13 protein-coding genes are annotated in these 12,869 nt (G+C 64.0%); 7 read left to right on the top strand and 6 right to left on the bottom strand.

What is annotated here, in order from left to right; translation table 11 throughout:
- Positions 1-123 precede the first annotated feature (123 nt).
- Both QBK88_RS03380 and QBK88_RS03375 read left to right on the top strand, forming a co-directional pair.
- Complete coding sequence (locus QBK88_RS03380; protein ID WP_277960901.1) at positions 124-1,065, top strand: AEC family transporter; 942 nt, start codon at positions 124-126, stop codon at positions 1,063-1,065.
- Between the two features lie 55 nt (positions 1,066-1,120).
- Complete coding sequence (locus QBK88_RS03375) at positions 1,121-2,476, top strand: amino acid permease (RefSeq protein ID WP_277960900.1); 1,356 nt, start codon at positions 1,121-1,123, stop codon at positions 2,474-2,476.
- Here the strand turns inward: QBK88_RS03375 and QBK88_RS03370 are convergent.
- From QBK88_RS03370 to gatC, 6 genes are all read right to left on the bottom strand, one after another.
- On the bottom strand, positions 2,473-2,850 hold the full coding sequence (locus tag QBK88_RS03370; protein ID WP_277960899.1) for a carboxymuconolactone decarboxylase family protein: 378 nt from the start codon (positions 2,848-2,850) through the stop codon (positions 2,473-2,475). The two genes, QBK88_RS03375 and QBK88_RS03370, sit on opposite strands and share 4 nt — an antisense overlap.
- A gap of 14 nt (positions 2,851-2,864) precedes the next feature.
- Positions 2,865-3,917: a calcium/sodium antiporter gene (locus QBK88_RS03365; RefSeq protein WP_277960916.1), complete on the bottom strand. Its 1,053-nt coding sequence runs from the start codon at positions 3,915-3,917 to the stop codon at positions 2,865-2,867.
- 57 nt (positions 3,918-3,974) lie between these two features.
- On the bottom strand, positions 3,975-4,346 hold the full coding sequence (locus tag QBK88_RS03360) for a septal ring lytic transglycosylase RlpA family protein (RefSeq protein ID WP_268148412.1): 372 nt from the start codon (positions 4,344-4,346) through the stop codon (positions 3,975-3,977).
- A gap of 110 nt (positions 4,347-4,456) precedes the next feature.
- Entirely contained in the window at positions 4,457-5,902 is a 1,446-nt protein-coding gene (gene gatB, locus QBK88_RS03355) for an Asp-tRNA(Asn)/Glu-tRNA(Gln) amidotransferase subunit GatB (protein ID WP_277960898.1), read from the bottom strand.
- 12 nt (positions 5,903-5,914) lie between these two features.
- A complete protein-coding gene (gene gatA, locus QBK88_RS03350; RefSeq protein ID WP_277960897.1) occupies positions 5,915-7,366 on the bottom strand; it encodes an Asp-tRNA(Asn)/Glu-tRNA(Gln) amidotransferase subunit GatA in 1,452 nt (483 codons plus the stop codon).
- Between the two features lie 18 nt (positions 7,367-7,384).
- On the bottom strand, positions 7,385-7,672 hold the full coding sequence (gene gatC / locus QBK88_RS03345; RefSeq protein WP_158155166.1) for an Asp-tRNA(Asn)/Glu-tRNA(Gln) amidotransferase subunit GatC: 288 nt from the start codon (positions 7,670-7,672) through the stop codon (positions 7,385-7,387).
- A gap of 222 nt (positions 7,673-7,894) precedes the next feature.
- Between gatC and mreB the strand changes: the two genes are divergently transcribed.
- The 5 genes from mreB to rng all read left to right on the top strand — a co-directional run bounded on the left by mreB (position 7,895) and on the right by rng (position 12,864).
- On the top strand, positions 7,895-8,932 hold the full coding sequence (mreB, locus tag QBK88_RS03340) for a rod shape-determining protein MreB (RefSeq protein ID WP_008371426.1): 1,038 nt from the start codon (positions 7,895-7,897) through the stop codon (positions 8,930-8,932).
- 185 nt (positions 8,933-9,117) lie between these two features.
- Positions 9,118-10,170 carry a rod shape-determining protein MreC gene (gene mreC, locus QBK88_RS03335; RefSeq protein WP_445764886.1) on the top strand — a complete coding sequence of 351 codons (1,053 nt, stop codon included), beginning with the start codon at positions 9,118-9,120 and terminating at the stop codon, positions 10,168-10,170.
- A complete protein-coding gene (gene mreD / locus QBK88_RS03330) occupies positions 10,170-10,661 on the top strand; it encodes a rod shape-determining protein MreD (protein ID WP_268148418.1) in 492 nt (163 codons plus the stop codon). Before mreC ends, mreD begins: the two co-directional genes overlap by 1 nt.
- 52 nt (positions 10,662-10,713) lie before the next feature.
- On the top strand, positions 10,714-11,319 hold the full coding sequence (locus QBK88_RS03325; RefSeq protein WP_277960896.1) for a Maf family protein: 606 nt from the start codon (positions 10,714-10,716) through the stop codon (positions 11,317-11,319).
- Between the two features lie 87 nt (positions 11,320-11,406).
- Entirely contained in the window at positions 11,407-12,864 is a 1,458-nt protein-coding gene (gene rng, locus QBK88_RS03320) for a ribonuclease G (protein WP_277960895.1), read from the top strand.
- Positions 12,865-12,869 lie beyond the last annotated feature (5 nt).

The following is a 12,869-nucleotide window of genomic DNA, read 5'->3' as shown; positions in this document are numbered from 1 at the left end:
CCCCTGTGGGAGCAAAGCCCGCTCGCGATGAAGCTGGTAGCTCCAGCAAAAATCTATCAGCGTCCCACCCCCCGGAGGGCTTATCATTGGCCCCCTAAATTCGGGCAATCAGGTTCCCTTGGCATGCTGGCCATTTTCATACAGACGCTGAACATCACCGCACCGGTGTTCGCCATGCTGTTCCTGGGCGTTTTCCTCAAGCGCATCGGCGCTATCAACGACACCTTCATCTACACAGCCTCGGCCCTGGTCTTCAACGTCTGCATGCCGGCGCTGCTGTTCCTGGGCATTTACCACGCCGACCTGCACGCGGCCATGAAGCCCGGCCTGCTGATCTACTTCGTCGTGGTGACCTTCGCAAGTTTCGCCCTCGCCTGGGGCATGGCCCTGTGGCGCAGCCCGCCCCAGGACCGTGGCATCTATACCCAGGGCGCGTTTCGCGGCAATAACGGCGTGGTCGGCCTGGCGTTGGCCGGCAGCATGTACGGCGACCAAGGCATTTCCCTGGGGGCGGTTCTCGCCGGGCTGGTGATTGTGCTCTACAACAGCCTGTCCACCGTGGTGCTGGCCATCTATAGCCCCAATATCAAGTCCGACCCATGGAGCATCTTCAAAAGCGTGGTGTGCAACCCGCTGATCATCAGCGTGCTGGCGGCCGCCCCCATGGCCTACTTCCAGGTTGGCCTGCCCAACTGGATTCTGACCAGCGGCGACTACCTGGCGCAGATGAGCCTGCCCTTGGCGCTGATCTGCATCGGCGGCACCCTGTCGCTGGCCGCCCTGCGTGAAAGTGGCGACCTGGCCATCAGCGCCAGCCTGGTGAAGATGGTCTGGCTGCCGCTGCTGGGCACCCTGGTGGCATGGCTGCTGGGTTTCCGCGGTGCCGAGCTGGGCATCCTGTTCCTGTACATCGGCAGCCCGACCGCGGCGGCCAGCTATGTCATGGCCCGCGCGGCCAATGGCAACCACCAGTTGGCGGCGGCGATCATCGTGATTACCACCGTTGCCGCCGCTATTACGACGAATATCGGCATTTTCCTATTGCAGTGGGGCGGCTGGATCTAGATCCTGTGCGCCTTCCCCTGCCAGCCAGCAGTCATCCGAGCTCAAGGAAGCTTCAATGGACCAACAATCATCCCCCGAGGGTTTGCATCGGGGCCTGAAGAACCGTCACATCCAGCTTATCGCGCTGGGCGGTGCGATCGGCACCGGGCTGTTCCTGGGTATTGCCCAGACCATCAACATGGCGGGGCCATCGGTGATCCTCGGTTACGCCATCGCAGGCCTCATGGCCTTCTTCATCATGCGCCAACTGGGCGAAATGGTGGTGGACGAGCCGGTCGCCGGTTCCTTCAGCCATTTTGCAAGCCGTTACTGGGGTGGGCTGGCGGGGTTTACCTCGGGCTGGAACTACTGGGTGGTGTACGTGCTGGTGGGCATGGCGGAACTGACCGCCGTGGGCATCTATGTGCAGTACTGGTGGCCAAGCGTGCCGACCTGGGTGTCGGCCCTGGTGTTCTTCGTGCTCATCAACCTGATCAACCTCACCCAGGTGAAGGTGTTCGGCGAGATGGAGTTCTGGTTCTCGCTGGTCAAGGTCGCGGCCATTGTCTGCATGATCGGCTTCGGTGCCTGGCTGCTGGCCAGCGGTAACGGCGGGCCCGAGGCGTCGGTGGCCAACCTGTGGCAACACGGCGGCTTCTTCCCCAATGGCATCGCCGGCCTGGCCATGGCCATGGCGGTGATCATGTTCTCGTTCGGCGGCCTGGAGCTGGTCGGCATCACTGCGGCCGAAGCAGCCGACCCCAGGCACAGTATTCCGCGTGCCACCAACCAGGTGATCTACCGCATCCTGCTGTTCTACGTGGGCGCCCTGGCGGTGCTGCTGTCGCTGTACCCGTGGCAGAAGGTGGTGACCGGCGGCAGCCCGTTCGTGCTGATCTTCCATGCCCTGGACAGCAACCTGGTGGCCACGCTGCTCAACGCCGTGGTGCTGACGGCGGCGCTGTCGGTGTACAACAGTTGCGTGTACAGCAACAGCCGCATGCTGTTCGGCCTGGCGGTGCAGGGCGATGCGCCCAGGGCACTGCTCAAGGTCAACAAACGCGGGGTGCCGCTGACCGCCCTGGCGGTGTCGGCGGTTGCCACCGGGGTGTGCGTGCTGATCAATTACCTGATGCCGGGCCAGGCGTTCCCGTTGTTGATGGCCCTGGCCGTAGCGGCTCTGGTGATCAACTGGGTGATCATCAGCATCACCCACCTGAAGTTCCGCAACGCCAAGCGCCAGGCCGGCGAGGACACCTTCTTCAAGAGCTGGGGTTACCCGTTCACCAATTACCTGTGCCTGCTGTTCGTGGCTGGCATCATTCTGGTGATGTACCTCACCCCGGGCATCCGTATCTCGGTGATCCTGATGCCGATCTGGCTGGTCGCGCTGGCGCTGGCGTACGCGCTCAAGCGGCGCGCGCGCGGCTAAGGGTGCTGGTAGCTGTCGATGACTTCCTGGGCCGCCCGGAAGGCATCGATAGCCGCCGGTAAGCCGGCGTACACCGCGCAGTGCAGCAACGCCTCGCGAATCTCTTCTACCGTGCAGCCATTGTTCAAGGCGCCACGCACGTGGCCCTTGAGCTCTTGCGGGCACTTGAGCGCGGTCAGCGCGGCCAGGGTGATCAGGCTGCGGGTTTTCAGTTCCAGGCCGCCACGGTTCCATACGCCACCCCAGGCGTGTTCGTTGACGAAGTCCTGCAGTGGCTGGGTGAACTCGGTGGCATTGCCCAGGGCGCGGTCGACGAAGGCGTCGCCCATGACCTGGCGGCGCATCTGGACGCCTGATTTGTTGTTGTCGGACATCGGCTTCTCCTCTCTCAATGTTGCCGGCGCCAGGCGTGCAGCGTGCTGAGCAGCACGAACAGCGCCAGCACCGGCAGGACGTAAAACAGCATCAGGTGTTCCAGCCGCCCGGCCAGGGCCATTCCGGTGGTGAAGGTGATGACGTGCAGGCCATAGGCGGTAAATAGCCCCAGCAGCACCAGGCCTTCGGCGCGGGTGATGCGGTAGCCGGAGTAGAACAGCGGCAAGCACAGCACGGCGACGCCAAGCATCACCGGCAGGTCAAAGGCCAGGGCATTGGGCGATACCGACAAGGGGGCAGGGGCGACGACGGCGGTCAGGCCCAGCACGCCCAGCAGGTTGAACAGGTTGCTGCCCACCACGTTGCCGACGGCGATTTCCCGTTCGCCACGGATGGCCGCGATCAGTGAAGTCGCCAGTTCAGGCAGGGAGGTGCATACCGCGACGATGGTCAGGCCGATGATGCGGTCGGAGAACCCGTAGTCGGTGGCCAGCTCCACCGCCGCGTCGAGAATCAGGTGGCCCGCCCAGATGAGCAGCCCAAGCCCGGCGGCGGCCAGCAGCACGGTACTCAACCAGGGCGCGTGGCCGGACCGCGGCGCGGCGTGCGCACGCCCATGGGGGCGGCCGTGGTGCCGCGACTGGCGCACCAGCAGGTAGCAGTAACCGACCAGGCCGGCCAGCAGAACCGCGCCTTCGAGCCGGCCGATGGTCTGGTTCAGGGCCAGGGCGTAGACCAGGGCGCTGGCGGCGATCATCAGGGGGATGTCCAGGCGTACCAGCTGCCGCGATACGCGCAGGGGGATGATCAGTGCGCACAGGCCCAGGGTCACCAGCACATTGAAGATGTTGCTGCCGAACACGCTGCCCACGGCAATGTCGGGCGCAGCGTTGAAGGCCGCTTGCAGGCTGACCGCCATCTGCGGCGCACTGCTGCCCAGGGCGACCACGCTCAGGCCGATGATCAACGGCCGCACATGGAAGCTGGCGGCCAGGCGCACGGCGGCGCGCACCATCAGTTCGGCGCCCAGCAGAAGCAGTACCAGGCCTGCACCCAGTTGCAGCAGGCTGAAGGTGGTAAGGGAATCCAGGTCGAAAATGGGGAAGGCTCCGCAGATAAGGAATCAGTCGCTCAGACTTTGTACCCGCACTCGCGCGCTTCCGCTACCGATCATGCCCAACTGCTCTGCCGCTTCATGTGACACGTCGATTAAACGCCCACGGGTATGAGGCCCGCGGTCATTGATGCGCACCGCTACCTTGCGGCCATTGCCGAGGTTGGTCACCAGTACGCGAGTGCCGAAGGGGAGTTGGCGGTGGGCGGCGGTCAGGGCATGTTGGTCGAAACGCTCGCCGCTGGCGGTGCGCTTGCCTTGATGCTGGGCGCCGTAGTAGGTAGCCATCCCGGTTTCATCGTAACCGCGGGGGTCGATGATGTGGTTGGCGCAGCCGGCGAGGAGGGTGAGCAACAGCAGGGGGAAGGCCAGGCGCAGCATGCAGCGGTCTCCATGTCGTCCAACGCTGCTCCAGCCTTGCCATCGCCCTGTGGAACCGGGCGAAGCTCGGTCCCGCAGGGGATGGGTGAAGCGCGGAGCCGTGGGGCAGGTCAGCCTTCGAGCTTGCTCTTGAGCAGTTCGTTCACCTGTTGCGGGTTGGCCTTGCCCCTGGAGGCTTTCATGGCCTGGCCCACGAAGAAGCCGAACATCTTGCCGCGCTTGGCTTCGTCGGCGGCGCGGTATTGTTCGACCTGCTCGGCGTTGGCCGCCAGCACTTCGTCCAGTACCTTCTCGATGGCACCGCTGTCGGTCACCTGCTTCAAGCCGCGGGCTTCGATGATTTCGTCAGCGCTGCCTTCGCCATTGGCCATGGCTTCAAAGACCATCTTGGCGATCTTGCCGCTGATGGTGTTGTCCTTGATGCGCAGCAGCATGCCGCCCAGTTGCTCGGCGCTGACCGGCGATTGCTCGATTTCCACGCCCAGTTTGTTCAGCAGGCTGCCCAGTTCCACCATGGTCCAGTTGGCGGCGAGTTTGGCGTCGCCGCTGATGCCCACCACTTTCTCGAAATAGTCCGCCTGTTCGCGGCTGGAAGCCAATACGCTGGCGTCGTAGGCCGACAGGCCGAACTGGCTCTGGAAGCGCTCGCGCTTGGCCGGTGGCAGTTCGGGCAGGGTAGCGCGCACGGTGTCCAGGAACGCATCCTCGATCACAACGGGCAGCAGGTCCGGGTCGGGGAAGTAACGGTAGTCGTTGGCTTCCTCCTTGCTGCGCATGGCGCGGGTTTCGTTGGTGTTCGGATCATACAGGCGGGTCTGCTGGATGACCTTGCCACCGTCTTCGATCAGTTCGATCTGGCGCGCGATTTCGCTGTTGATGGCCTTCTCGATGAAGCGGAACGAGTTGACGTTCTTGATCTCGCAGCGGGTGCCGAACTCGACCTGGCCCTTGGGGCGGATCGACACGTTGCAGTCGCAACGCAGGCTGCCTTCGGCCATGTTGCCGTCGCAGATGCCCAGGTAGCGCACCAGGGCGTGCATGGCCTTGACGTAGGCCACGGCTTCCTTGGCGCTGCGCATGTCCGGCTCGGAGACGATTTCCAGCAACGGCGTGCCGGCACGGTTCAGGTCAACGCCGGTCAGGCCGTTGAAGTCTTCGTGCAGGCTTTTGCCGGCATCCTCTTCCAGGTGCGCGCGGGTCACGCCGATGCGCTTGACAGTACCGTCTTCCAAGGTGATGTCCAGGTGGCCCTTGCCGACGATCGGCAGTTCCATCTGGCTGATCTGGTAACCCTTGGGCAGGTCGGGGTAGAAGTAGTTCTTGCGGGCGAACACGTTGTGCTGGCCGATCTCGGCGTCGATGGCCAGGCCGAACTTGACCGCCATGTGCACCGCTTCCTGGTTCAGCACCGGCAGCACGCCGGGCATGCCCAGGTCTACCAGGCTGGCCTGGGTGTTGGGCTCGGAGCCGAACGTGGTGGAACTGCCGGAGAAAATCTTCGACTGGGTGGTGAGCTGGGTGTGAATCTCCAGCCCGATGACGACTTCCCATTGCATACGGTTTTCTCCTTAGAAGCCTTCGGGCGAACGTGTGTGCCAGTCAGTCGCCTGCTGGTACTGGTGCGCGACGTTGAGCAGGCGGCCTTCCTGGAAATACGGCGCCAGCAGTTGCACGCCCACCGGCAAGCCGTCGACGAAGCCCGCGGGCATGGACAGCCCTGGCAGCCCGGCCAGGTTGGCGGTAATGGTGTAAACGTCTTCCAGGTACTCGGCGACCGGATCGGCGTTCTTGGCGCCGATCTTCCAGGCCGGATTCGGCGTGGTCGGGCCCAGGATGACGTCCACGTCGTGGAACGCGGCCATGAAGTCGTTCTTGATCAGGCGGCGGATCTTCTGCGCCTGCAGGTAGTAGGCGTCGTAGTAGCCGGCCGACAGGGCGTAGGCGCCGACCATGATCCGGCGCTGCACTTCAATGCCGAAACCTTCGCCGCGAGAGCGCTTGTACAGGTCGGTAAGGTCGGCCGGGTTCTCGCAGCGGTAGCCGAAGCGCACGCCGTCGAAACGCGACAGGTTGGAGGACGCTTCGGCCGGGGCGATCACGTAGTACGCCGGGATGGCGTGCTGCATGTTCGGCAGGCTGATTTCCTTGACCGTGGCGCCCAGTTTTTCCAGTTCCTTGACCGCTTGCTGGATCAGGTCACCAATGCGCGGGTCCAGGCCCGCGCCGAAGTATTCCTTCGGCAGGCCGATACGCAGGCCTTGCAGCGAGCCATTGAGGCTGGCGCTGTAGTCCGGCACGGGCTCGTCGATGCTGGTGGAATCCTGCGGGTCGAAACCGGCCATGCCTTGCAGCAGCAGGGCGCAGTCTTCAGCCGTGCGGGCGAAGGTACCGGCCTGGTCGAGGCTGGAGGCGTAAGCGATCATGCCCCAGCGCGAAACGCGACCGTACGTCGGTTTAAGGCCGGTCAGGTTGGTAAAAGCTGCCGGTTGTCGGATAGAACCACCGGTGTCGGTACCTGTCGCAACTGGCAGCAGGCGAGCTGCCACTGCGGCCGCCGAACCGCCCGACGAACCGCCCGGTACATGGGCCAGGTTCCACGGGTTCTTCACCGCGCCGTAGAAACTGCTTTCGTTACCCGAGCCCATGGCGAACTCGTCCATGTTGGTCTTGCCCAGGCTGACCGCGCCGGCTTGGGCCAGGCGCGATACCACGGTGGCGTCGTAGGGGGCGGTGAAGTTGTCGAGCATCCTGGAGGCGCAGCTGGTGCGCACGCCCTGGGTGCAGAACAGGTCCTTGTGGGCCAGCGGCGCGCCCAGCAGAGCGCCGGTTTCACCGGCGGCGCGACGGGCGTCGGCGGCCTGGGCCTGGGCGATGGCCAGCTCCGGGGTGACGGTGATGAAGCTGTTGAGCTGGGGGTCCAGCTGGGCGATGCGCGCCAGCAGGGAGCGGGTCAGCTCTTCGGAAGAAAACTTCTTGTCGGCGAGTCCGCGGGCGATCTCGGCCAGAGTCATTTGATGCATGGCAGGCTCTTTTCCCTTTTAGTCGATGACTTTCGGAACCAGGTACAGGCCGTTCTCGACCGCGGGCGCGATGGCCTGGTAGGCCTCGCGGTGGTTGCTTTCGGTGACCTGGTCGGCGCGCAGGCGCTGACTGGCTTCCAGCGGGTGGGCCAGGGGCTCGATGCCGCTGGTGTCGACCGCCTGCATCTGGTCGACCAGACCCAGGATACTGTTGAGTGCATCGGTGGTGCGTGGCAGATCGGCTTCAGTCAGGCCCAGGCGGGCCAGATGAGCGATTTTTTCCACGTCGGAGCGATCAAGCGCCATGGGTATCTCCAGTGGAAAACAGCACGGAAACGGATCAACTGCCGGCCCGTGTGTTAGATTGTCGGAACAGAACGCCAATTCTACGGTCATATGGCCGCGATTGAGTGAGGGCCTGCTCGGAAAAACAGCCAATTTAACATATTGGCGCCTTGCCCAAAATCCCCGCCGTTGTTAGAGTTTGCCGCACTTTTTTACCCACGCGTTGCCTAGGGTCACTTTCCCATGTTCAAGAAACTGCGTGGCATGTTTTCCAGCGATCTTTCCATCGACCTGGGCACTGCCAACACCCTTATTTACGTGCGTGAGCGCGGTATCGTCCTGAATGAGCCTTCGGTAGTGGCCATTCGGACCCACGGAAATCAGAAAAGTGTCGTTGCCGTCGGTACCGAGGCAAAGCGCATGCTGGGCCGTACACCGGGCAACATTGCAGCCATTCGTCCGATGAAGGACGGCGTGATCGCCGACTTCAGCGTCTGCGAAAAGATGCTCCAGTACTTCATCAACAAGGTTCACGAAAACAGCTTCCTGCAGCCAAGCCCGCGCGTGCTGATCTGTGTGCCTTGCAAGTCCACCCAGGTGGAACGTCGCGCCATCCGTGAATCGGCCCTGGGCGCCGGTGCCCGTGAAGTGTTCCTGATCGAAGAGCCAATGGCCGCTGCCATCGGTGCCGGCCTGCCGGTCGAGGAAGCTCGCGGTTCGATGGTGGTCGACATCGGTGGTGGTACCACTGAGATCGCCCTGATCTCCCTGAACGGCGTGGTGTACGCCGAGTCCGTGCGTGTGGGCGGCGACCGCTTCGACGAAGCCATCGTGACCTACGTGCGCCGCAACTACGGCAGCCTGATCGGCGAGTCCACCGCCGAGCGCATCAAGCAGGAAATCGGCACCGCCTACCCGGGCGGCGAAGTACGTGAAGTCGACGTGCGCGGCCGCAACCTGGCCGAAGGCGTGCCACGTGCCTTCACCCTGAACTCCAACGAAGTGCTGGAGGCTCTGCAGGAGTCGCTGGCGACCATCGTCCAGGCCGTCAAAAGCGCCCTGGAGCAGTCGCCGCCGGAACTGGCTTCCGACATCGCCGAGCGTGGCCTGGTGCTGACCGGTGGTGGCGCCCTGCTGCGTGACCTGGACAAGCTGCTGGCCCAGGAAACCGGCCTGCCGGTGATCGTCGCCGAAGACCCGCTGACCTGCGTGGCTCGCGGTGGCGGCCGTGCCCTGGAAATGATGGACAAGCACACCATGGACCTGCTCTCCAGCGAATAAACTTCGCTGGCGGCAACCACGGGGCCCGGTCTACAGTTTGCGCTGTCGACCTCGGGCCTGCGCCTGTCGTTGGCGCATTTTCTGTCAATCTGCATCCGGGCCGGTTTGAAGCCGTATGAATGAGCCAATGAACATCAGCCTGGGAGGAGCGGCTTATTAAACCGCTTTTCTCCAAGGGTCCCTCGCTGGGCGTGCGCCTGCTGGTACTGGTCGTGCTGTCGATCTCCCTGATGGTGGTCGATGCGCGGTTCACGTTGCTGCAGCCAGTGCGCAGCCAGATGTCGCTGGTACTCATGCAGTCGTACTGGATCACCGACCTGCCTCAACGCCTGTATCAGGGCGTGGCCAGCCAGTTCGGCAGCCGCACCGAGCTTGTGGCCGAGAACGAAAAACTCAAGACCGAAGCCTTGCTGCTGCAAGGCCGCCTGCAGAAGCTGGCGGCCCTGACCGAGCAGAACGTGCGCCTGCGCGAGTTGCTCAACTCTTCGGCGCTGGTGAACGAGAAGGTGGAGGTGGCCGAACTGATCGGCATGGACCCCAACCCCTTCACCCAGCGCATCCTGATCAACAAGGGTGAGCGCGATGGGGTATTCCTGGGCCAGCCCGTCCTCGATGCCCGTGGCCTGATGGGCCAGGTGGTGGAGTTGATGCCGTATACTTCGCGGGTGTTGCTGCTGACCGACTCCACCCACAGCATTCCGGTGCAGGTGAACCGCAACGGCCTGCGTGCCATCGCCAGCGGCACCGGCAACCCGGAACGCCTGGAACTGCGCCATGTGGCGGATACCGCCGACATCAAGGAAGGCGACCTGCTGGTCAGCTCCGGCCTGGGGCAGCGCTTCCCCGCGGGTTACCCGGTGGCCACGGTGAAAGAGGTCATCCACGACTCCGGCCAACCGTTCGCCATCGTCCGTGCCGTGCCTACCGCCGCCCTGAACCGCAGCCGGTACCTGCTGCTGGTGTTCTCCGACAGCCGCTCGCCCGAGCAGCGTGCCACCGAAGCCGCGCAAGCCCAGGAAGCCGCCGATCATCAGGGCCAGGTTGCCCCTGGCACGCCGGCCCCGGCCGTACCCGCTGCGGCCGCCACGCCGGCTGGCGCGTCGGCCACCCCGGCCGCCCCGGTCAACGGCCATTCGGCCCCCGCCGCCAATAGCCACACGCCCGCCACGCCGGCTGCGGCGGCGCCTGCCACCGCGCCGGCCAAGCCTGCTCACGGTACCTCGCGGGAGAGACACTGATGGTCAACAGCACGCGGCCGCGCAACGGCTGGTTCGTCTGGTTCACCTTTGTCCTTGGCCTGCTGCTGAGCGTTTCCCCGCTGCCGCAGTTCATGGAAATCCTGCGCCCCCTGTGGCTGGCCTTGCTGGTGACCTTCTGGACCATGGCGCTGCCACACAGGATCGGCATGACCACGGCGTTCGTGCTTGGCCTGGCCGAGGATGTGCTATACGGCACCTACCTGGGCCAGAACGCGATGATCCTGACCTTGATCAGTTTCCTGATCCTGTCTCTCCTGCAGCGCATGCGCACCTTCCACGTGTGGCAGCAGAGCCTGGTCATCCTGGTGGTGTTCGGCCTGGGCCAGTTGGCCCAGCTGTGGCTCAGCGCCCTGACCGGCAACCGCCAGCCAACCCTGGCGCTGCTGCTGCCAGCCTTGATGAGCGCCTTGCTGTGGCCGTGGGTCAGCTTTGCCCTGCGAGGCCTGCGCCGCCGCCTGGGCATCAACTGAGTGGGGCCCGGGCAGGCGCCCGGTACCCGACAACCGACAGGGAGACGTCTTGATGAATCCGCTTTACCTGGCCTCCGGCTCTCCCCGACGGCGCGAACTGCTCACCCAGATCGGTGTCGCGTTCACGCCCCTCAGCGCCTCCATTGATGAAACCCCGTTGCCCGGTGAGCCGGCGCCAGCCTATGTCGAGCGCCTGGCGCGCGACAAGGCCCTGGCCGGGCTCGCGTTGCTGCGTGCCAGCACCGCGCACCCAAATGGCGTGGTACTGGGGGCCGACACCGCCGTGGTGCTTGACGGTCGCATCCTTGGCAAACCCGTGGACGAAAGCGACGCCCTGGCCATGCTGGCGGCGCTGTCGGGCCGCGAGCATGAGGTGCTGACGGCCATCGCCGTGGTCGACGAGCAGCGCTGCGAAGTGCGCAATGTCGCCAGCCGCGTGCGTTTTCGTCCCATCAGCCTCGAACAGGCACACACCTACTGGGCCAGTGGCGAACCCCGGGACAAGGCTGGCGCCTACGCCATCCAGGGCCTGGCAGCGATATTCGTCGAAAGCCTGGCGGGCAGTTATTCTGCGGTAGTAGGGCTGCCCTTGTGCGAAACCGCAGACCTGCTGGGGCATTTCGGCATACCCTGTTGGCAGAACCTGCCGGCGCGCTGAGCCGCGCTGCTCGAAGCAAGAATGGAAACGTCGACATTCACGACGAAATCCATCATTTTCGCTGACTATCCTTGACGAGACCCTGCCATGAGTGAAGAGATCCTGATCAACATCACCCCGATGGAATCACGCGTGGCAGTGGTGGAAAACGGTGTGTTGCAGGAAGTGCACGTAGAGCGCACCCAGCGCCGCGGCATCGTCGGCAATATCTACAAGGGCAAGGTGGTTCGCGTACTGCCCGGCATGCAGGCGGCGTTCGTCGACATCGGTCTTGAGCGGGCGGCGTTCATCCACGCCTCGGAAATTTCCCTGCGCGAAGGCTCGGCGGTGGAGACCATCAGTGCCCTGGTGCACGAAGGCCAGAGCCTGGTGGTGCAGGTCACCAAGGACCCCATCGGCTCCAAGGGCGCGCGCCTGACCACGCAGTTGTCGATCCCTTCGCGGTACCTGGTGTACATGCCGCGCACCAGCCACGTCGGCATCTCCCTGAAGATCGAAGACGAGGCCGAACGCGAGCGCTTGAAGAAAGTGGTCAGCGACTGCGTGGCCCAGGAAGGCATCAAGGAGGCAGGTGGTTTCATCCTGCGCACCGCCGCCGAGGGCGCGGGCGCTGACGAGATCATGATGGACATCCGTTACCTGCGCCGGTTGTGGGACCAGATCGGCCTGCAGATCAAGACTGTCGGCGCGCCCACCGAGATCTACGAAGACCTGGGCCTGGCCCTGCGTACCCTGCGCGATCTGGTCAGCCCCAAGATCGAGAAGATCCGCATCGACTCGCGGGAAACCTTCCAGAAAACCACCCAGTTCGTTGCCGAGCTGATGCCCGAGATCGCCGACCGCCTGGAGCATTACCCAGGGGAACGGCCGATCTTCGACCTGTATGGCGTGGAAGACGAGATCCAGCGTGCCCTGGACCGCAAGGTGCCGCTCAAGTCCGGCGGTTACCTGGTGGTGGACCCGGCCGAGGCCATGACCACCATCGACGTCAACACCGGCGCTTTCGTCGGCCACCGCAACCTGGAAGAGACCATCTTCAAGACCAACCTGGAAGCGGCCACCGCCATTGCCCGGCAACTGCGCCTGCGCAACATCGGCGGCATCATCATCATCGACTTCATCGACATGGAAGACGAAGAGCACCAGCGCCAGGTGCTGCGCACCCTGGAAAAACAGCTGGAGCGCGACCACGCCAAGACCAATATCATCGGCATCACCGAGCTGGGGCTGGTGCAGATGACCCGCAAGCGCACCCGCGAGAGCCTGGAACAGGTGCTCTGCGAGCCCTGCGTGAGTTGCCAGGGGCGGGGCAAGCTGAAGACGCCGGAGACTATCTGTTACGAGATTTTCCGTGAAATTCTTCGCGAGGCCCGTGCTTACCAGGCCGAAGGCTATAGAGTGTTGGCCAACCAACGGGTGGTCGACCGCCTTCTGGACGAAGAATCGGGCAATGTGGCCGAACTGGAGGCTTTTATCGGGCGAACCATTCGCTTTCAGGTAGAGTCCATGTACTCCCAGGAACAATACGACGTGGTGCTGCTCTGATTTCG

Origin of the sequence: Pseudomonas sp. RIT-To-2 (genome assembly GCF_029623465.1) — a bacterium.
Taxonomy (GTDB): domain Bacteria; phylum Pseudomonadota; class Gammaproteobacteria; order Pseudomonadales; family Pseudomonadaceae; genus Aquipseudomonas; species Aquipseudomonas silvicola.
The sequence above is the reverse complement of the archived record's forward strand: the minus strand, read 5'-3'. Positions and strand labels throughout refer to the sequence as shown.